Here is a 26,561-nt window from a genome sequence, read left to right on the forward strand (position 1 = left end):
AACCGCCACAAAGCAAAAATTATAAAACACGCAAACGTATTTATCAGGAAAAATTTATATTCTTTCAGCAAATCCGGTTTATATTTACGAATTCCGTACCATGCAGCTATACAAATAGTATATACAACTAAACTTCCTTCTTTTAATAAGAATAACAAGAGAAATTTACCATAATTTAGTAATAAGGATCTATGCTGTTCATTAAAATTTTCAGCAATATATACTAAATTGCTAAAACTATGTTCACATCTGTCAAAAAAATCATGGGTATTTTTAAAATAACTCATCCAAATAAAATTACACAAAATAGGTAAAGTAAGTAAAATCAGATACGTAATATAATCACTTGATTTTTTAGGCTTTTTATAAAAAATTGTATAATGAGCTATAAGAATTATCGAAGCAAAACTAGCAAGCCATATTCCAATTTCTCGGAAAGAGGCAAGTAATATCGTAATAGGTAAAATAAGCAATAATGCTTTTTTCTTGTCTTCCGCAAGGATATAAATTGCAAAAATAGCTCCGAACATTAAGCCAATAGTACTATCGTTATATATTGAACGAATTCCGGTCGTATATAATACTACGCCGCAAAGTAAAAGTGAAAACAACATTCCAGTTTGCCACAATTTCTTATTTGCAGCTAAAGGAGCTAGAAATGCTAAATGTACTAAGAAATGAGCAAATAATACGTTACCGTCCGAATAACCTGAAAGTAGCAGCATAAAATAATGATAAACGGCAGCTCCTCTTGGATAATGGGCATGAGTAGTAATAATGGAAGTTAACGAAGACTGATTTTCAAAAACACCGAAATATAACAATTCTTTAGTAAATATTCCCCAATGTGAGAAATCATCATAAGCATGCAGCGATGCATCTCTGGTATAAAGAAAAAACAAAAGAATCAATAAAGTAAATACAATGATTTCAATTATATTTTTTCTAGATTCCTGCTCCCACAGCAATGACATGAAGGAGGTATTATTGCGTAGATCAAGAAATGCATGCGGTGTCATACCGTGGCTTGACCACGGTATCCAAAAATATAACTTAAAAATACTAAACATTTTTAACTGGATCCCGCGACTTGGTCGCGGGATGACAGGAGCGGAGCCAACCTTTACAACAACGCCTATGAAATGCAGGAATGACATGAAAGCTAAAAATATACCGATGAAATAACATATATATGTTGCAGCCGGTAATAGCTTTAACATAGTAAAACAATATAAAATCGGTACTAATATACTTATTATTACGGGAATAGCGAAAGTCAATTTTGTTTTGAAATATTTAGCAAAAAAAGACGAAAACCCAAAAATGCTTAATATCGGTATTATGATCATATTAATTTGTAAATAATTTTTTGGTCATTGCGTGGACCGGTAAAACCCACTGTGTCACCCCGTGGCTTGACCACGGGGTCCAACAAACAATAAAAAATACTAATAATTTTAGTATTTTTAACTGGATCCCGTGGTCAAGCCACAGGATGACAGAGGTGAAATTGATTCACGCAACAAGACAATGCGGGAATGACATAGAACGAAAATGTCCGGTACTATAGGTATCAATACCCACTCGCAACAACGCCTTTATCACCCGTGTTTAATTTTAGCTTGTGCTGCGGCGATTCTTGCTATAGGGATACGGTATGGAGAACAAGAAACATAGTTTAAATTCATTCTATGAAAAAATTCTATAGAGGCAGGGTTCCCTGCATGTTCTCCGCAAGCTCCGAGTTTCAAATTAGCATTACTGCTTTTTCCGCGTTTTATAGCAATTTCAATTAATTCTCCTACTCCTTCTTCATCGAGAGTAGTAAATGGATCGGATTCAAAAATCTTTTCTTCTAAATAATATGGAAGAAAAGAAGCAATATCATCTCTAGAAATTCCATATGTAGTCTGAGTTAAATCATTAGTACCAAAACTAAAATAGTCAACTTCCTTAGCTATTTTCTTACTGCCGAGTGCTGCCCTGGGTAATTCTATCATAGTACCGAGCGTAAAGGAAAACTTATATCTATAACGTTGCTCTAATTCCTCTATTACCGCATAAATATCCATTTTAAGCTTTTTTATTTCACCTACATTGCTAATTAAAGGAATCATTAATTCTAAGTTACATTCTATATGTTCTTTTTTATGTAGCTCAAAAATAGCTGTAAAAATTGCTTCAATTTGCATTTGGTAAATTTCCGGCGAACATATACCAAGTCTACATCCACGGTGACCGAGCATAGGATTTACTTCATGCATAGCATGAAGACGTTGATTAATCATGGATAAAGGTAGATTTAAGCTATTGGCCAAATTCTTTTTATCTTCTTCGGTGGTAGGTAAAAACTCATGTAACGGCGGATCAAGTAATCTAATATTTACCGGTTTATCTTTCATTACTCTGAATAAAGCTTTAAAATCCTCAGTTTGCAGAGGTAATAATTTCTGCACGGCAAGCTTTCTCCGTTCTATATCAGGAGCAATAATCATGTCTCTTACTAAAGGAATTTTATTTTTATCAAAAAACATATGTTCGCTACGACATAAACCTATACCTTGAGCTCCAAACTTTATAGATACTAAAGCATCGTTAACTGTTTCAGCATTTGCACGAACTTTTAAGCTACTAATCTCGTCTGCCCAATCTAAAATTAATTTTGATTCCTCACTGAAAGTAGGTTGAATTAACGGCATTTCACCTAAGAAGATTTTACCACTACCTCCGTCAATCGTTATAATATCACCTTGTTTAATAACTATGTCACCTGCTGTTAATATTTGCTTTTTCTCATCTATAGATAAATTACTTGTACCGCAAACACAAGGCTTCCCCATACCTCTTGCCACAACTGCAGCATGTGAAGTCATTCCCCCTCTAATAGTTAAAATACCTGAAGAAACATGCATTCCGTTAATATCCTCAGGACTAGTATCATGGCGTACTAAAATTACTTTATGATGATGAGATAATTTTTCGGCATCATAAGGTGAGAATACTGCAATACCTGTTGCAGCCCCAGGAGAAGCAGGTAGCCCCTCAGCAATAGAAGTAAGCCCATTACCGTAATCAATTCTTGTATGTAATAATTGATTTAATGATTCCGGATCGATTCGCATTAAGGCTTGTTCTTTAGAAATAAGCTTTTCTTCTACCATTTGTACGGCAATATTAATAGCAGCGATGGCTGTTCTTTTTGCAGTACGTGTTTGCAAAATATATAGCTTATTATTTTCTATAGTGAATTCTATATCCTGCATATCTAAGTAATGTTCTTCAAGCTTTTGCGCAATTTGTGATAACTCCTTAAACACTTCCGGCATCATTGCTTGCATAGAATTTGAATCATTTGCAATAATAGGCATAGGTGTTCTAGTTCCCGATACTATGTCTTCACCTTGAGCATTTATTAAAAACTCTCCAAAGAGCTTTTTTTCTCCTGTAGAAGGTGATCTAGTAAAAGCAACTCCCGTAGCTGAAGTTTTACCTAAATTACCGAAAACCATTGCTTGGATATTAATAGCCGTACCGAAATCCTCCGAAATATTATTGATTTTTCTATATATAACCGCTCTATTACTCATCCAAGAATATAGCACCGCTTTAATTGCCGATTCTAGCTGTTCATAAGGATCATTAATTAGTTGCTTAGTATATTTAATATGTAACCGTTTGAAATCATCAATAATTTTTTCTAATAATTCTACGGTAATATCGCTATCTTTATGAATATCGGCTTGTATCTTGTGCTTTTCATAAATTTGTTCAAATAGATCACTAGGTATAGATAATACCGTTGAACCGTACATTTCTAAAAATCTTTTGTAACTATCAAGAGCAAATCGTTTATCACCGCAGGAATCCGCAAGAGCATTACACACTTCGTTATTCATTCCAAGATTAAGGATAGTATCCATCATTCCAGGCATTGAAATCATAGAGCCTGAACGCACCGATAATAACAAAGGATTGCTTGTACTGCCGAAAATTTTACCGGTAGTTATTTCAAGTTCGGTGATAGCTTTTTGTAAGTCACTTTGAAAGTTTTTAGGAAAGTTATTATTGTGGGTATAAAAGTAATTACATAGCTCTGTAGTTATTGTAAAACCATCAGGAATAGGTAGTTTTAGGTTGGACATTTCGGCAAGACCGGCACCTTTGTTACCAAGTATATTTTTCATGCTAGCGTTTCCATCACTACCATTACTGCCAAAATAATAAATTAATTTTTTCATATCATATATCAAAATTTGCTAACAATTTATGTGTTTAGGAGCATTACATACATATTTATACAGTATGAAAAAAATAGTAGCAACGTTAAATTAAGAATATCTTTAATAAAATAGTTGAAATTTTAAATTTGTTATTATACTTATTAATTTAATTATATTCTGTGTACAAAAGTCAAATTTTCAAAAAAAATCTTATTAATTTTCGCTAAAAAATATCTCAAAATAGCAAATCAATTAGAAACCTTCACAGAACCTAATAAGTTAATTGAACTTATTCTAAATGTTATTGACTAATTTAAGAAAATTGACCATAATTCTAAATGGTCGTGCAGTTGCGTGATGATATAGCAAAGCTATAGATCACGAGGAAAGTCCGGACTCTATAGAGGTATGGTGCCGGTTAATCTCCGGCAGAGTATTATTACTTTAGGGACAGTACCACAGAAAATACACCGCCAAGTATGAATACAAAGATCAACTTCAAAAAGAGCTAGGAGTTCACAAGACAAGGAACGGAGCGTATACTTAATACGTGAGTACCGTAGTACTTGTGGAATGACGCAGCCAATTTTTGAAGTTGATCGAGTATTTTTGGTAAGGGTGAAAAGGTACGGTAAGAGCGTACCGGTAAGTTGGTAACAAATTACGCATGGTAAACCCCATCAAGAGCAAGATCAAATAGGCGTTACAGAACTTATCAAGTTCCCGGGTTATCTCTAACCGGCTTGTAATGCGGGTAGATCGCTTGAGGTAAACGGTAACGTTTATCCTAGATAAATAACTGCAATGAATTTATATTCATACAGAATCCGGCTTATAGACCTTATTGTCATCCCGCGACTTGATCGCGGGAGCTTAGAAAGCAGCTTAATAAATATTAAATATTGATAGATCCTGCGATCAAGTCGCGGAATGACTAGGACTGTAACACAATTTAATGAAAAAGTTATATCATTATCCTATTTGTCCTCTTTCAAGACAAGCCCGTGTCTTCTTAAAAGAATTAGATATAGAATTTACTACGATTAAAGAAGATTATTGGCAATTCAATAAAGATTTCTTAAAAATAAATCCTGCCGGAACTTTACCTATTTTAGCAGAATCATACGGCTTATTTGTGGTAGGTATTTATCCTTTTGTTGAATATCTTAATAGCAAATATCCGAATTTTAATTTTTTAGATGAAGATATTGATATTTGTTGCGAAATTAGACGATTATTCTTTTGGTTTAACGATAAATTTTATCGTGAAGTTACTAAGATTATTATCGATGAAAAAGTTATAAGATCAATTGCTAAAATGAGCAGCCCACGAACCGAGTTTTTACGTGCTGCAAAAAATAATTTAAATTATCACTTAGAATATATAACTTCTTTACTAGAAAAAAGAAGTTATCTTGTATCGGATTCACTAACTATTGCCGATATTGCCACAAGTTGTCACTTATCGGTACTCGATTATTTCGGTGAGATTTATTGGGATAAATGGACGCTTATCAAACATTGGTATTCATTAATTAAATCAAGACCGGCTTTTAGGTTATTACTACAAGATAGAATCCCTGGCTTTACCCCTCCAAACTATTATACAGATTTAGATTTTTGAATAGACTTCTTCGGAAACTCTACTTCTAGAGGTAATTTGTGCGTCAATTCGCTGCTCGCATTTCTATGTATGCTGCGATGCTGTGCTGCGTGTTTCCGAAGAAGTCTAATATATAATTTAATAATTTGATTCTTTTCGTATCATGAGCTTTTAGTATTTTATGAATATTATTAAGAGATTGATTTTTTATGAGTGCAGGCTCATATTCAAGATGAACTCCACTTAAAATAGCTATCCCGTCGCCATAAGTACATTTTATTATTGCAGCCTGAGAATCCTCATAACTTGCTATTATTTCAGTATCTTTGGTATTTTCTGCATCAATAAAATATCCACCGCCATTATAAAAAGCATAACAATCCTTAATATTTAAATTAAGTATTGGATTTATTTTTAGATAAGCGGCTCTTGCTCCTTTATGTGAGTTGTAATAATAAGGAGCAAGCAATGGTCCTCTAACCGTTCCATTGAAAATCTTTAATTCTCTTTTACTTATCACCTCTATATTTGTTCCTTTAGCGAATTCTACATAGTTACCGCTGTAGTAACTGCCTGCACATATCCCAAGAAAATTACCACCGTTTTTAATATAATTCTTTATATTAGCATTTCCTTTGCCTTGCAATTTTTGTACATAGTATAAATCTCTTCCACCGAGTAAAATAAGTAATAAGGTGTTTTGAACCCACTTTTCATCTATAATTTCTTGTGCAGTAATATAATCTACGTTATACTTTGGAGCATAAAGTCTTAAGGTATGCACACAATGCTTAATACTTTCTTTTGAAACTCCTAGATCATTATAAATTTTTATTTTCATTTTTATATTCTTGACAAGGACATTATATAATTCTATTTAGTGTAATTACTTAAAAATAAATCATGCGATAATTTTATGCAACTTAATTCAATCTCACTACCGTTAACCACAAGGCAAGCAATAGAAATAGTTTTAGGAGTGGCATTACTTACTATTTGTTCGCAAATAGTAATACCTATAAAGCCTATATTTATTTCATTGCAAACGGTTGCAGTGATATTCATCGGACTTACATATAATAAGACTATCGCACCTTTAACAATATTATCTTTCATAACTCTTGGAGCAATGGGAATCCCTGTGTTCGGAGAATTTTCAAGCGGTTTACGAATATTATTCGGTCCTACCGGAGGATATCTAGCAGGTTTTGTAATTGCCGTATATGTTATGGCTCGCTTAAGAGATAAAATTTTCACTTCTAATAAATGGTTAAATCAGATATCTTTATGTTTGATCGGTAATATAATTATTATGAGTTTAGGCTGGATGTGGCTCTCTACACTCTTAGGAGCAAGCGGTGCATTTTACGGCGGCGTATTACCTTTTATAATACCGGGAATAATTAAATCAGTATTATTAATTGGACTTATCAATACAGTAAAACCAAAAACTCGATGAACTTCAGTATTGCCTAAAAACAGTTGATCTAAAGTTTCGATGTCATTCCCGCGCAAGCGGGAATCCCCTACTTTTAAGCTTTTTAAAAGCTCGATTTATCTCGTTTTACCCTGGATTCCCGCTTGCACGGGAATGACATCGAGTAGGTTTTGCGAGCCATGCAAAAACATCACCTTTGCAGGAATGGCATCGATCTTTAAGTTGACAACAAATATGGTATAACTCTATCATTCATGAAAAAAATCAATAACAATGCTAATGCCGCATTTTCCGGTGCCGACCTGGAAAAATAACATTAAATATGATCTTGAAAATATAGCAAGACTTTTAAGAGCCTTAGGTAACTCTCATTTAAGGCTTCCTCCCGTCATACATATAGCAGGTACAAACGGTAAAGGTTCAAGCAGTGCTATGCTTAAAAGCATCTTTACGCTTGCCGGTTATAAGGTACATTGCTATACATCTCCTCATTTATTAGAATTTAATGAACGAATCGTAGTAGCAGGTGAGAAAATCTCGGATAATGAATTATGGCAGGTTTGTGAGCAGGTAAGGGTAGCAAGCGAAAAATTTAATATTGAACCTAGCTTCTTTGAAGGTACTACGGCAGCAGCGTTTCTAGCATTTGAGAAAACAAAAGCCGATATATTAATTTTAGAGACGGGACTAGGCGGTCGGTTAGACGCAACAAATATAGTAGAACGACCGTTAATTACTTTAATTACATCTATTTCATATGATCATATGCATATGCTGGGTAATACATTACCCCTAATAGCAGTTGAGAAAGCTGGTATTATGAAGTCTTGCGTTCCTTGCGTTATAAGTATGCAAGCTTTGGAAGTTTATGAAACATTATTTGCAAAGGCTGAAGAGTTAGAAGTACCGAGTTTCTGTTATGAATATGATTTCGGTATTAAAAAGACGGACAACGGATTTATTTATTCATCACGAAATTTTACCTATGAGTTTCCGACTCCTTCGCTACTTGGTGATCATCAATTAATAAATGCTGCAAGCGTTATTGCCTTAATAAGCCTTATTAACAAACAATTTAATATTAATAATGAGGTTATTGCTAAAGGATTACAAAATACTATTTGGCCTGCTAGAATCGAAAAAATAGAACCGAAAAAATATTCTAAATTAATAGGTGATAATGTTCAAATTTGGATAGACGCAGCTCACAATAATAGCGGAGCTCAAGTTTTGGCAAATTGGGTGCGTGATAATTTAAAATCATCGATATATTTAATACTCGGTATGACTAAAAATAGGAATATTGAGGAATTTTGCTCTTACTTTAAGGGTTTGACAATTAAAGGTTACGGCGTTAAAGTTTTATCCGAACCGCTAAGCTATAGTGCAGAAACAATAAATTTGGAAGGCAGAAAGAGTGGTATTGATTTTAGCGAAAGCGACTCACTCGAAGAAGCGATTAGTGATATAAAGAAGATAAACGGCGATAATAAAGCCAATATTATAATAACCGGATCGCTTTATTTAGCTTCCGATTTTTATAAGTTACTATAATGTCATTCCTGCGTGGATACTAAATCATCATTGCGAGCAACTGCAAGGAGCGTGTCAATCTCATAAAGTAGGACTCCTGAGATTGCTTCGTCAAAATTTTCAATTTTTCCTCGCAATGACGTATTGATTCTCGCTATAAATATATAAAAACCAACATAGGAGAAAATAACATGACCTATTGCAACAAATCTAATCAAACTTCATATCCTTTTATCTTACCTGATTTACCTTATGAGAAAGAAAGTTTTAAACCACATTTTACTCTTGAGACTTTTGATTATCATCATGGTAAGCATCATAATGCTTATGTACAAAATCTAAACAATTTACTCAAAGATAAAGAAGAATTACACAAAAAAGATTTAGAAGAAATAATAGAATGGTCATCACAAAACTCAAATACGGCTATTTTTAATAACGCAGCCCAAATATGGAATCATACCTTTTTTTGGCATTCAATAAAGCCGCAGGGCGGAGGTAAGCCAAGCGGTAAAATATTAGAACAGATTAATAAAGATTTCGGTAATTTTGAAGAGTTTTGCGAACAGTTTAAGCAAGAGGCAGTAGGGCAGTTCGGTAGCGGCTGGGCATGGCTTGTATATCACGATAATAGGTTACAAATTATCAAAACCACTAATGCCGGTACACCTATAGCAAATGGTATGAAGCCGCTTCTTGCATGTGATGTATGGGAACATGCTTATTATATTGATTATCGTAATAAACGACCTGATTATGTTGACATATTTATTAAGCATATGATTAACTGGAAGTTTGTAGAAGATAACTTAATAAAATAAAACTATGGCTGATATAAAGGTAAGAAAACATCCTATTATTAATAATCTGAAGCAAGAATCAAAAACTCCTGTAGTTAATGAGCAATCTGATATATTAGAAGAGTTAAAAGACCTAAAAAAAATTCAACAATCTTCTAGCAATCAAACAAAAACATTGCAGGAGTTAGAGCAAGCACAGAAAGCTCCTATCAAATATATAGCTTTTAGTGGAGGAGGAGCTAAGGGAACAATATATTCCGGAGCTTATGAGGCAGCAAAAAAAGCTGGTATTTTAGATAATGTCAAGGCGGTAGCAGGTTCTTCCGCTGGTGCTATAACTGCCACAGTGGTAGCTCTTGGGACACCGCCTGAGCGATTTGAAGAAATTTCTAAAAATACAAATCTGCAAACTTTACTTAGAAAAAAAGGATTTTCTGCGGATATAGTACAGTTAAATAAAAACGGTAAACCTTTATATGCTCTATTAGAACTTGTTATTAAAGAAAATATAGGAAATTTTTTACAGAGATCAGATATAGTAAATGTTAAAGATGATAAAGCTCTTGATGAATTAAGAGAAAGATACAACCAAAAAGACGGTAAAATATATTTTAAGGATATAGCGTTACTACAAAAATACGATCCAGTGCAGTATAAGGATTTAGTAATTACGGCAACTCAGCAAGAGACAAGTGAACTAACTATTTTCAATAGCTTTGATACACCAAATGTTGAAATTGCTTTAGCTTGCCGTGCTTCTGCTCCTATACCGCTTGTTTTTAAGCCGGTAGAAATTGACAGTAAAAAATATATCGAAGGTGGATATAGAGATAATATACCGACAAAATATTTTAAAGGCAATGAACCGGAATTTGATACAAAAGCAGTAACTGATAATATGGAGGAGATTACCTTAGCTAAAAAGCAAGATAGAACTCTAGCTATGGCTTTTGGTATGGGTATGGAAGCTGATGCAAATATTGCTATATTATAGTGCAAAAAAATTTGAAAGCCCAAGTGATATCGTAAAGTTTTTAGCTGATATATTATTTAAGACGCTTGCAAAAGTAGGAGGAAAATTTAAATATACTGAAACTCTCAGAGCAACTAATGAGCAGTTACGTGAAAATGCTTTAAACACTGTTATTCTAGATACTGCCGGAATAGATACTTTGGATTTCAAAGATGCACAAAAATATTCTGATTATTTGCATATTAAAGGATATTATCAAACTAGAGAACATTTGAATAATCATGACCTTGGCAAAGAAGCAGATAAAATATTTAACCATCAAAAATTTCTACTAAATGTTTATGAAGTTTATGATAATAAAAATCTACATAAAACATTTGGCACTAAATTGTTAGAAATGTTTATTCTGTCAAAAGAAAATAATACTTCTAAATGGCAAGAAGGAGTTATTGAAAATCATGATGATAAAGCCAAGATGTTATTATCATTTTGTAAAACCGGAGCATTAAACGAAAAAGAATTAAATAAAAAGCTTAAAGAATATATAATTATTGCTGCAACTAGTCGTAATAATACACTAAAAGCCGATACAAACTCATTGAACGCTTTGTTGTATACCTTAAACGATACTGCTGCTTCAAGTAAAATAAAAGATAGTTTCATTGAGATACTTGGAATAGATAAAAATAAAGATGTAAGATTTGATAAAACTAAAACCTTTGATGAAAATATTGCTAAGTTTAAATTTACTAAACAAGATTTAGAAAGCTTTATAACTAAGAGTAAAAGCGAAGCACCAAAAATGCAAAACAAACATAGTGTAACTACAAGTCATGTCAGTAAGGGGTGAGTTAGGTGTTTTTATGTCATTCCCGCTTTCGCGGGAATGACATCGAGCGGGTTTTTTGAACCATGCAACAAAGCTCGCCTTTCCTCGCAATGACGGCTACTAAAAAAAATGCATATCGGTAAATTTAAACTAATTGTTTTTGACAAGCTAGACAGTACAAACTCTGAGGCTATGAAAATGGCTCAGAATGCTAAAATTGATTCAAACTATGCAGTACTTGCCAAATCTCAAACTAACGGACGTGGTAGAAGCGGCAAAAACTGGCAGTCTAGGTCAGGTAACTTACATGTAAGTTTACTAATAAAGCCTGATAAAGAGCTAGAATTATTGCCGCAATTATCTTTTGTTACGGCACTTAGCATTTATGATAGTATAACCTCTTTATGTCACTCCCATAGTTCTCTATGTCATTCCCGCGCAAGCGGGAATGACATAAGGAACGAAAATAACATTATACAACTAAAATGGCCCAATGATGTATTAATTAACGATCGGAAAATTGCCGGTATACTTCTTGAATCTGTTAAAGTAGAAAATAATTATTACCTTATTATCGGTATCGGCATTAATATTACCTATCACCCTGATAATATCGACCAGCCTACTACTAGCTTAATAAGCGAAAATCTACCACCTATAGAACCGCAAGCTTTACTTGAGATATTAATAGAAAATTTTGAAGAATATTATCAAATTTGGCATAATAACGGTTTTCCTTTTATTAGAAAAAAATGGTTAGAACATGCTTATAAGTTATATGAAAATATTAGCGTTAAACATCAAAATGATATAGTAACCTGTCTTTTTAAAGATATCGATAATACCGGCAGAATAATATTGCAACTACCTTCCAAAAAAATAATCTCTTTTTCCACTGCCGAACTTTTTTTTAGCAAAAATATTACTAAATTTAAATTTTAGATTTAATTTTTGTTAACTTCTACTTAAGCTTCAATTTAACAAGGTAATAAATATATGCTCCAAGAGAATAACAACCCAAGTTATCTATCTCAAGAGTTTTTAACAAATGCATATGAGCAATTAAACGAATTTAAAAAACTTTCTTCTAATAACATTCGTACATTAATGCAAGATTTTTATAAAATTGAAAAAGCTTTTAAATGTACATTATTTACGGGTAATAATAACGCATGTGAAGGTTTAGTAGAATTATATGACGAAGTAATAAAAAATACCTAATTCTGAACTTCAAAATATAAATATAACACAATTTAGAGATATTATGGTCTTAGTCGGAAGAGAACTTAAGCATGAAAAATATATAAATACCTCCTTATTGTCAGTAAATATTAATGAAAAATTTCTCAAACCAAGTGTTGTTACTCACGTAAAAACTATTGAAATATGTCAACAGCAAAATAGTGAAGATCCTTTCACAATTAACGAGGATGAAATTATTACAAATTTTAATCTCACTCTTGATAGCCTCCGTATATTTGTAACAATAGACTATTCAGGGCTTGTATCCTCAATAACTATAGACGAAGATGAGATAAAATAATAACCTCAAAATATAATTTATGTAATATATTGAATGTATAAAAGATACTGAAATAAAAGACATATTCAGTATTATCGATAACACGTCACACAATATATCTAATACTCCAGAGCTATTAACGCAACCTGATACATCGTTAGAATTAAGTGGATCATTAGATAAGCCTAAAAAAATGATAGTTTAAGCATGTTAATGCTGCTTTCTAAAGTAAATGAACCGACAAAATATAATAATGCTGATAATAAAAAACCTCCACCACCTGTTCCCTTACAGCAGACAGAATTAAATACCGCACAACAAATAGAGATTCTTGGGTTAGGCGAAGATACAGAAAAAAATAATAATTGCTTCGTTAAAAAATGTTTAATTCTATAAAAACAATAAAATCTTTTATCTATCACCGGTAAATTAGTTACTTAAGACAGGTTTAAGACAACAAGAAATGTTTTTTGTTTTTCACGATAAATGGCTCTCTTATACTAAAAAAGCATTTAATCTATTATTTGAGTTGGCAGTAGAAAATTTGACCTGTGCTATGCTACTTGGTGAAGTATCGCAGCTTTATTATAGCGGTACTATTTACGATATTTTACCGGATTTAGTTTTTGGTGATTATATTATTTTAATAGGTCAAAAACTTGGATATAAATCATGCCAAAATATTCCTTTAAGAATGATTACTAATACTAAGTGTTTAGAAAAGCAGCTAGATAGTCTTGCTATTACTATTACTTCTAATAAGTTATTTTATTATCGTAATTTTAAATGCATAAGTAATGATGTTAAAAAAATTATTAGAGATTGCAATGAGCAATTTGATAAAGCATGGCATTTTTGCAAATTTGAATATTCTTATTCAACATTATTATCTTTTGAAATGCCGGAAGAAGAAGCCGAAAAACTTGAAGAAGTACCTTTGATGGGTACAAAATCTACTGATGATAGTAAATATTTGATATCTTAAATGTTACTCCTATCATCCCGCGACTTGTAAGCTAGATCCAGTCTTTTTAAATCTTTTTATGGATCTCGTGGCCAAGCTAGCCTTGTTGCGTGGATAGGTTTATGTCATTCCCGCGTAGGCGGGAATGACATTGAGTAGGTTTTTCGAGCCATGCAACAAAGCCGGTCAAGTCACGGGATGATAACAGAAAATAGGTAATAAATATATGAAAAAAATAATCTACAGCAATCAAACTTTCGACAATATGGAAATAAAATCCATAACCGATAAAGTAGGTAGTAATTATCGGCTATGCGAGTGTTTATAATCTTATCGATCATCATAATGATACACTTGTGAAGGGGGCTTTTGCAAATGCTTCTTATCATAACGTAAAATTTCTTTGGCAACACGACAGTAAAAAGTCTATCGGGATTATTACTCATTTGGCTGAAGATGATCACGGTTTAAAAATGGAAGCGGGGATAAATAATAAGATCAAGGCAGGAATGGTGGCGATAGAGCTAATAAAGCAAGGAGCAATAGACGGATTATCTATAGGTTTTTATATAAAAAACTCGTTTATTAATTACGTACGTAAAGGCGAAGATAATGGGCTTATGCAAAAGTCATCTCTAAACAGTAATACGGAAGCAGGGAGCGTTTTAATATTACAGACTTTATATAACAGTAGCATCACCAAAATAAATGCTAGATCACCAATGAGGCAGTTAGCTTCGATTGAAACAATTGCCACGAATGCACTTGATATAATAAGCGAGGACGGCAAATTTAGCAATGGCTGGATTGGGGCAGTAGAAGCTCGAGAAGAGACTTCGGCAACGAAGTTAAAGCAGTAGCGTATTTTTGTTCATGAACTATATGCACAGTCTAAAGCTAGCCAGGCATTACTTGAGGATATGACTATTAGGGTTGAAAATTGGTTCGGTGAAAGATTGCGTGATAGTTTCGTTAAAATGGAAAATAATGCGTTTATCAATGGTGACGATATAAAAAAACCTAGAGATATTTTATCACCTGACCATGATAAAATCGAGAAGATTAAGATGGGTAATAAAATTACCGCCGATGGGCTGCTTGATTTTATAAATTCCCTTAAAGAAGAATATTTAATGAATGCAACTTTGCTCATGAATCGTATTACTTTATCCGAAGTTCAGAAGCTTAAAGGATCACCAAGGATATTTTATTTGGCAGTCTTCACTATCCGATTCCTTTAAGCAAACTATATTTGGAGTACTGATAGTTTGTAGTTCCGCTATGCCTCCTATAGATAAAAAGGGAAATGCTATAGCGATAGGTGATTTTAAAGCAGGTTATAAAATAGTAGATAGAAGCGGTATTAATATTATACGTGATCCTTACACTGAAAAGCCTTTTGTAAAGTTTTATGCCGTAAAGAGAGTAGGGGGTGATGTGGTGTGAACCAAGAAACTATTAAGAGTAGGGTATTTAATTAGATATACTTGTATGTCATTCCCGCGTAGGCAGGAATCCATGGTAAAGCGAGATAAATCGAGCTTTTAATATTAAAAATTCAATATATTTATACCTTTTTATTACTGAATTCCCGCCTTCGCGGGAATGACATAAACAATCCATGCAGGCAACGCCTACAAGTACGCTAGGAGGACATCTTACTTAATTTAAAAGGTAATAAAATGACAAAAACAGTCGTGAAAAATTTTCAGCATCAAATTAAATTTTTAAAAAATATCGCAGGAGAAGAAATGGAAGAGGATAGACGGGTAGAGAAATTAACAAGCTATGCCGAAATTAAACCACTATGCGATAGTAAATTCCTTGCTCTAGAAAATATAAGCTTCGGACATATAATAACAGAAGGATATTTTTTATTTAAAATAAGATTTATTAAAAATATCACTACTAAAATGCGTATTTTATTTAAAGAACGGAAATTTGAAATTAAACGAATTATTAACGTTGAAGAAAAGGGTAAATTTTTAAATATAATAGCATTGGAACTATATGTATCATGATTTTATCTATAATTTGCAGCTAAGTTTGTATAAATTACTTATAAACAATAATGAAATCAAAACTAAAATTAATAAAATACATTTTTCTGTTGTTCAGGATGCAAAATATCCGTTCTTACTTGTTAATATATTGAATGTTAATAATATATCTACTAATGTACAAAATGATAATGCAGCTGGAATTTGAAATATGTATTTTTACTAATGATAAAAACCGTAATATTGCTCTAAGCCTTGCTAGTAAAATAAGCGATAAAATAGAGCATCACTCATTTGAAAATGTTGCTGGTATAAAAACAAATAAAATAGAGTTTCAAACTAGCAAAGACTTAGTCAGTACAAAACTGGTAATGAATTATCAGGCATTATTAAAGCAAAAAATAGGAGTATAAAACGCATTTAATCGCAGGGCTAGATATAAGTAGTCTATTAAAATCAAGGAAGAAATTCGAAGAGTTTCGTAAACACTTAGATACTGAGCAGAATAAAGCCAGCAGTATCCAATCTTTTGAACTTTGTTATGAACTAGCTTGGAAAACAATGAAACGCTTTTGTGAAAAATCCGGCAAAACACCTTATATTTTAAAAGATATATTTCGGGAAGCAGCGGTTAGCGGGTTGATTTCTGACCCTAGAATATGGTTTAAATTTATAGAGATTCGTAACATTACGGTTCATACTTATAATGAAAAAAATTTAGAACTAGTAATTAGTATTTTTGATGATTTTTCTGATGCTTTAAACGAGCTTATAAATAATTTGGAGAAATATAGTGGTTCAGATTGAAAAGCAAGATTTGTTAATATTACGTTCTATACTTGGGAAATATCCTTATAAATTTTATACCTAAGGTTCAAGGATTAAAGGTAACGCAAAAAAAATTCTCCGATCTTGATCTTTGTATTATGGATGATATTAATTATGAAGTTTTACTTGAAATTAGGGAAGCACTAGACAAATCTGATATATCAATACATATAGATATAAAAAGATGGAATATAGATATGAATGAAGATTTTCGCTCTTTAATTAAAAATGATCTTATTCTTTTTAATTAACAACTCAGATATCTTATGAATTTTCACGATATACGCATGCCGGAATTTATTGAAAGTTTTGCAGTTGGGAAGCCGGAATTTTCTACTTCTCATGCTATAACTAAATCCGGTAGAGAAGCAAGACATTTAGATCGCAACTATGGCTGTCAGAAATATTTAATCAAAAATGCAAGGTTAAGCAGTACGGAATTTGAGTAATTTAATAGCTTTTTTAAAGCAAGACGTGGAAGTAATTTTGCTTTGAGATTTAGGAATTATGCAGATAATAGAGGAATTAACGAAGTTATTGCTAAAGGGAATGGTAATTTAAATAAATTTCAGCTAAGGAAGATATATAGCGATCCTATTGCTCCTTACGAACGAGTTATCACTAAACCGATTAATAATAGTGTAATTCTATATATTAATAATGTAAGAACTATGGGCATTGTAGATTACAATGATGATATAGTGACCTTACCAAGTCTCTTAGGTCAAGATGTAATTTTAACTGCTGATTTTACTTTTGACGTAACAGTTAGATTTAGTATAGATAGTTTTGAATATTCTTATTGTAATGACGATTCTATAGCGTTATCCAACATAGAGTTAGTGGAGGTGAATGAGTATTACGATTGAAAAGGTAATTACAAAGCTTACGAATTTTGTTTATTGTTTTCAAATTAAGCGAGCTAGTGGTGAGGAATTAAACTTAACAAATAGCGATCATGCTATAAAAAGTGAAGAGAGAGTTTTTTTACCGAATTCCGGTTTAGATTTAAAAGAAGCGGAATTTAACGATTCTGCACAAAACCATATAATCATTGAAGGTATTTTTGAGGAAAACGGCATTACGACGACAATGGATTTAAAATAATACTATATAGTGGCATATATAAGATTAAAGAAATGCTCAAGGAAAGTTTAAGAATACTAGATTTAGATAAAGAAAACGGCTATTATAACAGTGGTCAAATTATATTCAGTGAAAATCGTTTTAACAGTAAAATTCTAAGCAATTTCGGTGATTTGATTATATTAGAGGATATTATACCGGATTATGTTAAAGATGCCAAGGAAGTAAAAATTACTGCCGAATGTGATAAAAATTTTATAACCTATTGCAATAAATTTAATAACGCTATAAATTTACCTTTATATAATAAATTTAGGGGCGAACCGCTAATACCAAAAACAGATTTTATAAATTTAGTATAATCAATGAAACAAAATTTTATAAAACTAGTATATGCAGAGCTAAAGAATATAATAAATATGAAAGGCTCCAAACAACAGCAAAAAAAAGAAACGCAATTAATTGATTATTTTAAAATAGTTGAAAGTAATATATCATATACATTTCAAAAAATAAAAAAGGAATATGAAAGAGACTAAACGTTTTTTTAACAAAAACAATAGATTAAATAAAGGTTATGCTAAGACTTTTAGTGTAAACGAACCTGATAATAATTTTTACCGTAAAAAATTTGAACATATATTACCGCCAATTGATTTAATCAGTGAGTATGAGAGTGTTTATCCCGGTACTTTACAGGAATTAATGCATATGGCACAAAAAGAACAAGCTCATAAGCATGCTATAGACCTAAAAAACTTGAAAATACAGGAAAGAGTCGCTAAATTAACACGAATCTGTTTATTAATATTTGGAATTTGCCTTGTAGTTTCAATTTTTTTTTTAAAACTTTCTAAATAAAATTAAAGATAAAATATTTTATTTACTTGTAATTTTAAATAAAATAAGTTAAATGCAATATATATTTATTTATAAACATAATACGGAGAAATTTTATTTCTAAAAATAATTTTCCTAAGGCTAATAGAGAAATCAGAGCTAGAGAAGTTCGTTTAGTAGACGAAAACAGCGAAATGCACGGCATCGTAAATATTAGAGAAGCATTAGACATGGCGGAAAGAGCCGGTCTTGACCTAGTCGAGATATCACCGAATGCTGTACCCCCTGTCTGTAAAATTCTAGATCTTGGTAAGTTTAAGTACGAAAGCAAAAAACGTTTGCATGAAGCACGCAAAAAGCAAAAAACCGTCGTACTTAAAGAAATGAAATTTAAACCTAATATTAGTATAGGTGATTTTGAAACTAAGTTAAGAAAAATAAAAGAATTTTTAAAAGACGGAGATAAAGTAAAAATTTCTTTATGGTTTAAGGGACGAGAGATTCTTCATAAAGAGGTCGGTCAGGAACTATTTAAACGTATAGAAGTAGGGCTCGAAGGACTCGTTAAAATCGATCAGCATGCTAAAATGGAAGGTAAGCAGATGATAATGATCGTTAGCCCTGATATTAAGGTGCAATAGCTACTCAAATCGTCATTGCGTGCGAACGTAGAGAGTGTGGCAATCTCAGGAATTTTACTGTTTCATGAGGTTGCCGCATCGAGGCTTTGCCTCTCCTCGCAACGACGTGTAATAACAACAATAAAAAATCAAATCTAAATAAGTTATGCCGATTAAAATTTTAATGCCTGCTTTATCTCCAACTATGACGGAAGGAAATCTAGCTAGGTGGTTAAAAAAAGAAGGGGACAAAGTTAATCCTGGAGAAGTAATTGCTGAAATTGAAACCGATAAAGCAACGATGGAAGTAGAAGCAGTAGACGAAGGTATACTTGCCAAAATAGTTATCCCACAAAATAGTCAAAATGTACCTGTTAACTCTTTAATTGCCGTGTTAAGTGAAGAGGGAGAAGATAAAATGGACATTGATGCGTTTATTACAAAAAATAATAGTGTATCACCGTCACCGAAAACAGATGCTAATCTTCCAAAACCCCACGAGAATATAGCTAATGTAAAAGAACAGGTAACAGTTATAAAACATGATGCTAGTAAAATATTCGCCTCACCGCTTGCAAAAAGACTTGCAAAAATGGGAAATATTAGATTTGAGAGCGTGAAAGGTAGCGGTCCGCACGGTAGAATAGTCAAACAAGATATCTTATCATATACTCCTAGCACTGCTCATAATAAAATAGTTAGCAGAAATCCTGAAGAATATCGTTTAGTACCAAATAATAATATCCGCAAGATTATAGCCAAGCGTCTGCTTGAATCTAAACAAACAATTCCACATTTTTATTTATCTATAGAATGTAATGTCGATAAATTGTTAGATATAAGAGAAGACATTAATAAATCTTTTTCTGAAGATAAATCAACAAAGATATCGGTTAATGATTTTATTATTTTAGCAGTAGCCAAAGCTTTACAAGAAGTGCCAAATGCCAATGCTAGCTGGGGAGAAGATGCAATTAGATATTACAATAATGTCGATATTTCAGTAGCGGTAGCGATTGAGAACGGGCTTGTTACGCCGATAGTTAAAAATGCCAATCAAAAAAACATTCTAGAACTATCTCGTGAAATGAAAGAATTAATAAAGAAAGCAAAAGATAATAAATTAACCCCTGAAGAATTTCAGGGCGGAGGGTTTACCATTTCTAACCTCGGTATGTACGGTATTAAGAATTTCAATGCTATAATTAACCCACCGCAAAGTTGTATAATGGGCGTCGGAGCTAGTGCAAAACGTGCTATAGTCAAGAATGATCAAATAACTATAGCAACAATTATGGACGTAACTCTTTCTGCTGATCACCGAGTAGTAGACGGAGCAGTCGGTGCTGAGTTCTTGGCAGCATTTAAAAAGTTTATAGAGAGTCCCGCTTTGATGTTGATATAAGTAGTCATTGCGAGCAGCCATAGGCTGCGTGGTAATCTCGTCCAATATCCTGAGATTGCTTCGTCGAAACTTTCAGTTTTTTCTCGCAATAACGTTGAAATCTCACCCATAAACAAATCACAATAAAATAACATGCGTTTTTCAGGTAATTTAGCAAAAATTTTAGATAAATACGAAAATTTAGGCAACAAACTATCTTCCGGTATTATGGGAGACGAGTTTGTTAAGGCATCTAAAGAATATGCAGAACTTGAAGATGTTGTAGCAAAAATTAAAGAATATAATAAGGCTAAATCTGAGCTTGAAGAAGCAAATAATTTTAAGCTAGAAGTGGGACTTGATAATGCCACTTTAGAAATGATTGAAGACGAAATACGCACTCTTGAAAATTCGTTACCAAAACTTGAAAGAGCCGTAAAAATTGCTTTATTACCGAAAGATGATGCGGATAGTAAAAGTGCTATTATTGAAGTTAGAGCAGGAAGCGGCGGAGAAGAAGCTGCACTTTTTGCTGCCGTACTTTTTAATATGTATCAAAGATATGCTGAGTTAAAAGGATGGCGTTTTGAGATATTAGCAATTTCCGATACGGGAATAGGCGGTTATAAAGAAGCATCGGCGTCAATAAAAGGCAAAGATGTATTCTCTAAGCTCAAATTTGAATCAGGCGTTCATAGAGTACAGAGAGTACCGGAAACGGAATCACAAGGACGTATTCATACTTCGGCAGCAACGGTTGCAGTACTTCCTGAGGCTGAAGAGGTTGATATTAAAATTGAAGATAAAGACTTAAGAATCGATACTTATAGAGCTTCAGGGGCTGGTGGACAGCACGTTAATACTACCGATTCTGCCGTACGTATAACTCATATCCCTACCGGTATTACCGTAGCCTTGCAAGATGAGAAGTCACAGCATAAAAATAAAGCAAAGGCGTTAAAAATTCTACGTGCTAGAATTTATGAAGAAGAACGACGTAAAAAGGAACAAGAAAGAGCCGATAGCAGAAGAGGGCAGGTAGGTTCGGGAGATCGTTCGGAGCGGATACGTACTTATAATTTTCCACAGGGAAGAGTATCCGACCATAGAATAAACTTAACACTTTATAAGATAGACGAAGTAGTTAAAAACGGACAATTAGATGAGTTTGTTGAAGCTTTAATTGCGGATGATGAAGCTAAAAAACTTTTGGAGATATAAGTATATATCGTCATTGTGAGTAGGCATTAGGTGAAATTGATCTATACGCAACAATGCCTACTCACAATGACGATACACAGCAAAAATACAGCCTAATAAACAAATGAAACCACAAGCATCTATAAACGGTAAAATCTGGCAGCAGAAACTGATTAACGAAGATATAGTCACCGAGTTATGTCGTAGTTTCAAAATTAGTGATTTACTTGCTAGGATAGTATCATTAAGAGTAAATAATCTAGAGGAAGTAGAAAATTTCTTGATACCGAAAATCAAAAATTTATTACCTGATCCTTTTCATCTACTTGATATGGAAAAGGCTGTAGATAGAACCGTTACAGCTATTTTAAATAACCAAAAAATATGTATCTTTGCCGATTATGATGTAGACGGTGCTACTTCAGCTGCTTTACTTAAAAATATTTTTAGAGATTTAAATATACTATGTGATATTTATGTTCCCGATCGTATAGCTGAAGGATACGGTCCAACTCCTTTTGCTATGCAAAAAATTAAAGATAACGGCACAGAATTATTAATTACGGTTGATTGCGGTGCTATGGCACATGAAGCCCTAAAATACGCAAAAGACGTTAACCTTGATGTTATAGTAATCGATCATCATATAGCTACGGAAATATTACCGGATGCAGTAGCTATAGTAAATCCAAATCGTATTGATGAAAAAAGCGAATATAAACATTTGGCAGCCGTAGGAGTTGCTTTCTTATTTGCAACTGCAATATTATCGAATTTAAAGAAGCAAAATTATTTCACGCAAACAATGCTTCAGCCTAATCTAATGAAGTATCTAGATTTAGTAGCTCTTGGTACTGTTTGCGATATGATGAAATTAACAGGCTTAAATCGTGCATTTGTTGCAAGCGGATTGAAAGTAATGCAAAAAAGACAAAATATAGGGATTAAAACATTATATGATATGGCAGGGCTTAATGAAATACCAAAATGTTATCATTTAGGGTTTATTTTAGGTCCACGTATCAATGCGGGCGGTAGAGTAGGAAAGTCAAGTTTAGGGGCTAATCTCCTATCTACTAGTTGTTCTAATGAAGCAAATAAATTAGCTGAAGAACTTGAAAAACATAATAATGAGCGTAAAGTAATTGAGTTATTAATGATAGAAGAAGCGATGGAAATTGCTTTGACACAACAAGATAGTAGTTTATTATTTATCGTAAAAGAAGGATGGCATCCAGGCGTTATAGGAATCGTTGCCGGCAAATTAAAAGAAAAATTTGATAAGCCGGTGGCAGTTATAGCTTTAAATAACGGGATTGGTAAAGCTTCATGCCGTTCTATTTTAGGTATTGATTTTGGTGCTGAAATTATCAATGCTAAAAGCAAAGATTTACTAATAGCAGGCGGAGGTCATGCTATGGCGGCAGGTTTTACCGTAACTGCTGAAAAATTACAAGAATTGCAGAATTTTTTTAACAATGCTTTTAGAATTAGTATAAATAAACTAGAAAATTATAAGCATGCGGAATATGATATTGATTTAACAGTTAATAGTGTGAATTTCCCTTTAATGGAGGAATTAAACACTTTAGAGCCTTTCGGTCAAGGAAATCATGAGCCTATATTTAAATTCGATGATTTATTTGTATTAAAAGCGGATATCGTTGGAAGTAAGCATATTAAATGTATGCTTGTTCCAAATAAGCGAGGCTTTGGTAACAAAGCCTTATCTGCTATTGCTTTTAATTCGGTAGGAACTGCATTTGAGGATGTTTTATTAAGCCCTAAAGCAAAAAATATTGCCGTAATAGGAACGTTAAAAACTAATAATTGGCAAGATAATTATACTATTCAATTAATTATAAAAGATATACTTCTAAAAGAGTAGATAGACAAGTATATATAATAACAACTTAAAAAATAATAATTTATGAGCAATTTAAAGAAAACAAAAAATACTACAATTTCTAAAGACTTAGCAGAAGTACAAGAGCATTATCAAGATTATCCTTATCCTGTCAGAGACCCAAATCAAGAAAAAAAATGTTTACTTGCAATGTGCGGTGAGTTCTTAGGAGAATTAAACCATTTTCTATATCAAGGAAAAGAAAATTTTAATAATAATTTTAGATGCTTAATAGCAGGCGGCGGCACCGGTGATTCGACTATTTATCTTGCCGAGCAGTTAAAAGATAAAAATGCCGAAATAATATATCTAGACTTCAGCAAGCCTAGCATGGAAGTAGCACAAAAACGTGCAGAAGTACGAGGTCTTAAAAATATTAAATGGATTAATGATTCAATATTAAATATACCTAATCTAAAACTTGGAAAATTCGATTATATAAATTGTACCGGCGTGCTTCATCATTTAGCAAATCCTGATGAAGGTTTAAAAAATCTAAAAGATTCTTTAAAGCCGACCGGCGGTATGGGTTTAATGGTATATGCTAAATACGGACGTACCGGTGTTTATCAAATTCAGGATTTAATGAAAATGATAAATAAAGATACTAAAAGCCGTGTCGAAGAAGTAATGAACGGGAAGCTAATTCTAGATAATTTGCCTGCTACTAACTGGTATAAAAGAGGTTGGGAGTTATTTTCAGATTACCAAAATTTCGGTGACGTCGGAGTTTATGATATGTTCCTGCACAAACAGGATAGAGCCTATTCCGTTCCTGAGTTATATGAATTCGTAGAAAAAGCAAGCTTAAATTTTGTTGATTATCTTGATCCTTTAGAGAAAATTTTATTAAGACCGGAAAATTATATAAAAGATTTTTCACTTCTACAAAAAGTTAAAAAGATGGATAAAGTAACTAGAGAAGCAATTTCCGAAATACTTACCGGTAATATTATTAAACATTCATTTTACGTATCAAATCAAAAAGATAGTGTAGCCTCTCTTGATGACCTTGATAATATACCATACTTCCATAATATTGCCAATTTTGCTAAACAAATTTATGAGCATTTGGAATCTAATCCTTCAGCAGTAAATAATTCTATTAATTTTACTATTAATAATGGGATATTAAATAATGTTAATATCTCAATGTCGATATTTAGAAACACTAAATATATTTTTAAATATATGGTAGAAGAGAAAAGTTTAAGAGAAATATTTGATGCGGTACGCAGCGAATTAAACCAAGAAATAAGCAATGAGGCCTTATTAAATGAAGTTAAAAACGTATGCATTCCATTAATTAATACAAATGTGTTATTGTTAAAATCAAAGGATTGCTAGAATTACGTGGATTGATTTATCCGTTATTGCGAGAAGAGGTTACCAGGGTCGTCATGAGCTATGCAGCCGTAAGCTGTGCGGCAATCTCATGAAATAATAATAAACTCCCAAGATTACTTCGTAATTTTCCCGCAATGACCATTTACCGATTACCTGCTCGCAATGACGATTTGGGTTGACAATGTGCTATTAACGTTGTTAGTATGCTTTTACATACATAAACAGCTCTTATAAGCTAACAAGATAAATAATTCTTCAAACCGCAAGAATAAATAAAACTTTCTAAAAATCTAATTTGATTCCTAATTTAAATAAGTATATTACTTACCTTTAAACTTAATTGCTAACTCAACTTTTCAATTATAATCTATTAATAATAAAATAATGAACACAACTAATAAAGAATCCACAGCAGAACTTAACAATACCGAATCCAATAACAATTATAATAATTTTGCAGAAAACGGTAATATTATTAATTTAAAACAATTAAAACGTAAATTACCGGAAGAACTACAAGCTCAAGCAGAAGAATTAAAAATTGAAAATATTAATTCATTACTTAAACAAGAATTAGTTTTTGCAATTTTGAAAAAATCCGTAGAGCAGGGCGGTTTAATAGTGGGAGAGGGGGTACTTGAAGTACTACCTGACGGATTTGGTTTTTTACGTTCGCCAGAAGTAAACTACTTAGCAGGCCCTGATGATATTTATATTTCTCCTAGTCAGATTCGTCGCTTTGGTCTGCGTACCGGTGATACTGTAGAAGGTCAGATCAGAGCTCCAAAAGCCGGAGAACGTTATTTTGCTTTACTGAAAGTCAATAGAGTAAATTTTGAAGACCCTTCTAAAGCTTATCATCGTGTTCATTTTGATAATTTAACCCCCTTATATCCTGATGAAAAATTAGGATTAGAACTTGAAAATAATAGTAAAGATAGTAAGGATTTTAGTACACGGGTTATTGAACTTGTTGCCCCTATGGGTAAAGGACAACGTGCATTAATAGTAGCACCGCCTCGTACAGGTAAAACCGTATTATTACAAAATATAGCACATGCAATTACAACCAATAATCCGGAAGTATTTTTAATAGTACTGTTAATAGACGAAAGGCCTGAAGAAGTAACCGATATGCAACGTTCCGTGCGTGGGGAGGTTGTTAGCTCTACTTTCGATGAACCGGCAAGTAGGCACGTGCAGCTTGCAGAAATGGTGATCAAAAAAGCAAAGCGTTTAGTAGAACATAAAAAAGACGTGGTAATTTTAGTAGATGCGATAACACGTTTAGCTCGTGCTTATAATACCGTAGTGCCGTCATCAGGTAAAGTATTAACGGGCGGTGTTGATGCTAATGCTCTTCAGAGACCTAAAAGATTTTTCGGAGCAGCAAGAAATATTGAAAACGGCGGTTCGCTTACTATAATCGGTACGGCTTTAATTGAAACCGGTTCTCGTATGGATGAGG

At 32.7% G+C, this 26,561-nt stretch carries 29 protein-coding genes, 1 other RNA gene and 3 pseudogenes; 30 read left to right on the plus strand and 3 right to left on the minus strand.

Annotation, left to right across the window (positions count from 1 at the left end):
- Positions 1–1,220: hypothetical protein (locus tag RGRA_RS0104280; protein WP_029662633.1), on the minus strand; the 1,220-nt coding region annotated here is incomplete at its 3' end.
- Between the two features lie 28 nt (positions 1,221–1,248).
- Between RGRA_RS0104280 and RGRA_RS14340 the strand changes: the two genes are divergently transcribed.
- Entirely contained in the window at positions 1,249–1,365 is a 117-nt protein-coding gene (locus RGRA_RS14340; RefSeq protein ID WP_157668026.1) for a pyruvate phosphate dikinase, read from the plus strand.
- A gap of 236 nt (positions 1,366–1,601) precedes the next feature.
- Here RGRA_RS14340 and ppdK read toward each other — a convergent pair whose 3' ends face one another.
- Positions 1,602–4,238 carry a pyruvate, phosphate dikinase gene (ppdK, locus tag RGRA_RS0104285; RefSeq protein WP_017442944.1) on the minus strand — a complete coding sequence of 879 codons (2,637 nt, stop codon included), beginning with the start codon at positions 4,236–4,238 and terminating at the stop codon, positions 1,602–1,604.
- Positions 4,239–4,554: 316 nt separating this feature from the next.
- Here ppdK and rnpB point away from each other — a divergent pair.
- Positions 4,555–5,071, plus strand: an RNA gene (gene rnpB, locus RGRA_RS09695) — RNase P RNA component class A.
- Positions 5,072–5,175: 104 nt separating this feature from the next.
- Positions 5,176–5,844 carry a glutathione S-transferase family protein gene (locus RGRA_RS0104290; protein WP_017442945.1) on the plus strand — a complete coding sequence of 223 codons (669 nt, stop codon included), beginning with the start codon at positions 5,176–5,178 and terminating at the stop codon, positions 5,842–5,844.
- Positions 5,845–5,887: 43 nt separating this feature from the next.
- Here the strand turns inward: RGRA_RS0104290 and RGRA_RS0104295 are convergent, their stop codons facing one another.
- On the minus strand, positions 5,888–6,664 hold the full coding sequence (locus tag RGRA_RS0104295) for a BPL-N domain-containing protein (protein ID WP_017442946.1): 777 nt from the start codon (positions 6,662–6,664) through the stop codon (positions 5,888–5,890).
- A gap of 75 nt (positions 6,665–6,739) precedes the next feature.
- Here RGRA_RS0104295 and RGRA_RS0104300 point away from each other — a divergent pair, with 75 nt between their 5' ends.
- The 27 genes and pseudogenes from RGRA_RS0104300 to rho form a co-directional block, all read left to right on the plus strand.
- Complete coding sequence (locus RGRA_RS0104300) at positions 6,740–7,282, plus strand: biotin transporter BioY (RefSeq protein WP_017442947.1); 543 nt, start codon at positions 6,740–6,742, stop codon at positions 7,280–7,282.
- A 252-nt stretch (positions 7,283–7,534) separates the two neighbouring features.
- Complete coding sequence (locus tag RGRA_RS0104305; protein WP_017442948.1) at positions 7,535–8,815, plus strand: folylpolyglutamate synthase/dihydrofolate synthase family protein; 1,281 nt, start codon at positions 7,535–7,537, stop codon at positions 8,813–8,815.
- Positions 8,816–8,985: 170 nt separating this feature from the next.
- The gene (locus tag RGRA_RS0104310; protein WP_017442950.1) at positions 8,986–9,615 is read left to right on the plus strand and encodes a superoxide dismutase; all 630 of its coding nucleotides are present in this window, start codon (positions 8,986–8,988) and stop codon (positions 9,613–9,615) included.
- 4 nt (positions 9,616–9,619) lie between these two features.
- A pseudogene (locus RGRA_RS10560) lies at positions 9,620–11,417 on the plus strand (patatin-like phospholipase family protein).
- A 108-nt stretch (positions 11,418–11,525) separates the two neighbouring features.
- Positions 11,526–12,338: a biotin--[acetyl-CoA-carboxylase] ligase gene (locus tag RGRA_RS0104325; protein ID WP_024547301.1), complete on the plus strand. Its 813-nt coding sequence runs from the start codon at positions 11,526–11,528 to the stop codon at positions 12,336–12,338.
- Between the two features lie 54 nt (positions 12,339–12,392).
- Positions 12,393–12,617, plus strand: coding sequence for a hypothetical protein (locus tag RGRA_RS0104330; RefSeq protein WP_024547302.1), 225 nt, complete (start codon positions 12,393–12,395; stop codon positions 12,615–12,617).
- A gap of 43 nt (positions 12,618–12,660) precedes the next feature.
- The gene (locus tag RGRA_RS0104335; protein WP_017442899.1) at positions 12,661–12,939 is read left to right on the plus strand and encodes a hypothetical protein; all 279 of its coding nucleotides are present in this window, start codon (positions 12,661–12,663) and stop codon (positions 12,937–12,939) included.
- A gap of 186 nt (positions 12,940–13,125) precedes the next feature.
- On the plus strand, positions 13,126–13,314 hold the full coding sequence (locus tag RGRA_RS0104340) for a hypothetical protein (protein WP_017442900.1): 189 nt from the start codon (positions 13,126–13,128) through the stop codon (positions 13,312–13,314).
- Between the two features lie 67 nt (positions 13,315–13,381).
- Positions 13,382–13,903, plus strand: a complete 522-nt coding sequence (locus tag RGRA_RS08870) for a hypothetical protein (protein ID WP_236609796.1) — start codon at positions 13,382–13,384, stop codon at positions 13,901–13,903.
- A 335-nt stretch (positions 13,904–14,238) separates the two neighbouring features.
- Positions 14,239–15,123 (plus strand): annotated as a pseudogene (locus RGRA_RS11795) (phage major capsid protein).
- The gene (locus tag RGRA_RS14105) at positions 15,092–15,328 is read left to right on the plus strand and encodes a phage major capsid protein (protein ID WP_269077353.1); all 237 of its coding nucleotides are present in this window, start codon (positions 15,092–15,094) and stop codon (positions 15,326–15,328) included. Before RGRA_RS11795 ends, RGRA_RS14105 begins: the two are co-directional and overlap by 32 nt.
- Positions 15,329–15,564: 236 nt before the next feature.
- On the plus strand, positions 15,565–15,903 hold the full coding sequence (locus RGRA_RS0104365) for a phage head closure protein (RefSeq protein ID WP_017442903.1): 339 nt from the start codon (positions 15,565–15,567) through the stop codon (positions 15,901–15,903).
- A 25-nt stretch (positions 15,904–15,928) separates the two neighbouring features.
- Positions 15,929–16,090: a hypothetical protein gene (locus RGRA_RS13415; RefSeq protein WP_236609797.1), complete on the plus strand. Its 162-nt coding sequence runs from the start codon at positions 15,929–15,931 to the stop codon at positions 16,088–16,090.
- A complete protein-coding gene (locus RGRA_RS13420) occupies positions 16,074–16,295 on the plus strand; it encodes a hypothetical protein (protein WP_236609798.1) in 222 nt (73 codons plus the stop codon). The genes RGRA_RS13415 and RGRA_RS13420 overlap by 17 nt, the downstream gene beginning before the upstream one ends.
- A 25-nt stretch (positions 16,296–16,320) precedes the next feature.
- Complete coding sequence (locus RGRA_RS0104375) at positions 16,321–16,689, plus strand: HI0074 family nucleotidyltransferase substrate-binding subunit (protein WP_084520575.1); 369 nt, start codon at positions 16,321–16,323, stop codon at positions 16,687–16,689.
- A 32-nt stretch (positions 16,690–16,721) separates the two neighbouring features.
- Positions 16,722–16,961, plus strand: coding sequence for a hypothetical protein (locus tag RGRA_RS08885; RefSeq protein ID WP_017442905.1), 240 nt, complete (start codon positions 16,722–16,724; stop codon positions 16,959–16,961).
- 15 nt (positions 16,962–16,976) lie between these two features.
- Positions 16,977–17,579, plus strand: a pseudogene (locus tag RGRA_RS14350) (phage distal tail protein, Rcc01695 family).
- Entirely contained in the window at positions 17,563–17,817 is a 255-nt protein-coding gene (locus RGRA_RS0104395) for a baseplate hub domain-containing protein (RefSeq protein ID WP_017442908.1), read from the plus strand. Before RGRA_RS14350 ends, RGRA_RS0104395 begins: the two are co-directional and overlap by 17 nt.
- Before the next feature lie 32 nt (positions 17,818–17,849).
- Positions 17,850–18,158 (plus strand): phage BR0599 family protein, encoded by a 309-nt coding sequence (locus RGRA_RS10585; protein WP_017442909.1) that lies wholly within the window; start codon positions 17,850–17,852, stop codon positions 18,156–18,158.
- Between the two features lie 3 nt (positions 18,159–18,161).
- Positions 18,162–18,335 carry a hypothetical protein gene (locus RGRA_RS12310; protein ID WP_169720531.1) on the plus strand — a complete coding sequence of 58 codons (174 nt, stop codon included), beginning with the start codon at positions 18,162–18,164 and terminating at the stop codon, positions 18,333–18,335.
- Positions 18,322–18,657, plus strand: a complete 336-nt coding sequence (locus RGRA_RS0104410; RefSeq protein ID WP_024547306.1) for a DUF2335 domain-containing protein — start codon at positions 18,322–18,324, stop codon at positions 18,655–18,657. The genes RGRA_RS12310 and RGRA_RS0104410 overlap by 14 nt, the downstream gene beginning before the upstream one ends.
- Positions 18,658–18,788: 131 nt before the next feature.
- On the plus strand, positions 18,789–19,277 hold the full coding sequence (gene infC / locus RGRA_RS0104415) for a translation initiation factor IF-3 (protein WP_236609800.1): 489 nt from the start codon (positions 18,789–18,791) through the stop codon (positions 19,275–19,277).
- 145 nt (positions 19,278–19,422) lie between these two features.
- On the plus strand, positions 19,423–20,661 hold the full coding sequence (locus RGRA_RS0104420; RefSeq protein WP_017442912.1) for a pyruvate dehydrogenase complex dihydrolipoamide acetyltransferase: 1,239 nt from the start codon (positions 19,423–19,425) through the stop codon (positions 20,659–20,661).
- A 132-nt stretch (positions 20,662–20,793) separates the two neighbouring features.
- Positions 20,794–21,861, plus strand: a complete 1,068-nt coding sequence (gene prfA / locus RGRA_RS0104425) for a peptide chain release factor 1 (protein WP_017442913.1) — start codon at positions 20,794–20,796, stop codon at positions 21,859–21,861.
- Positions 21,862–21,964: 103 nt separating this feature from the next.
- Positions 21,965–23,728, plus strand: a complete 1,764-nt coding sequence (recJ, locus tag RGRA_RS0104430; protein ID WP_017442914.1) for a single-stranded-DNA-specific exonuclease RecJ — start codon at positions 21,965–21,967, stop codon at positions 23,726–23,728.
- Between the two features lie 42 nt (positions 23,729–23,770).
- The gene (locus tag RGRA_RS0104435) at positions 23,771–25,093 is read left to right on the plus strand and encodes a class I SAM-dependent methyltransferase (protein ID WP_017442915.1); all 1,323 of its coding nucleotides are present in this window, start codon (positions 23,771–23,773) and stop codon (positions 25,091–25,093) included.
- Between the two features lie 384 nt (positions 25,094–25,477).
- Positions 25,478–26,561, plus strand: a 1,084-nt coding sequence (gene rho, locus RGRA_RS0104440) for a transcription termination factor Rho (protein WP_024547307.1), incomplete at its 3' end; no start/stop codon positions are given.

It is taken from the genome of Rickettsia gravesii BWI-1 (assembly GCF_000485845.1).
GTDB lineage: Bacteria > Pseudomonadota > Alphaproteobacteria > Rickettsiales > Rickettsiaceae > Rickettsia > Rickettsia rickettsii.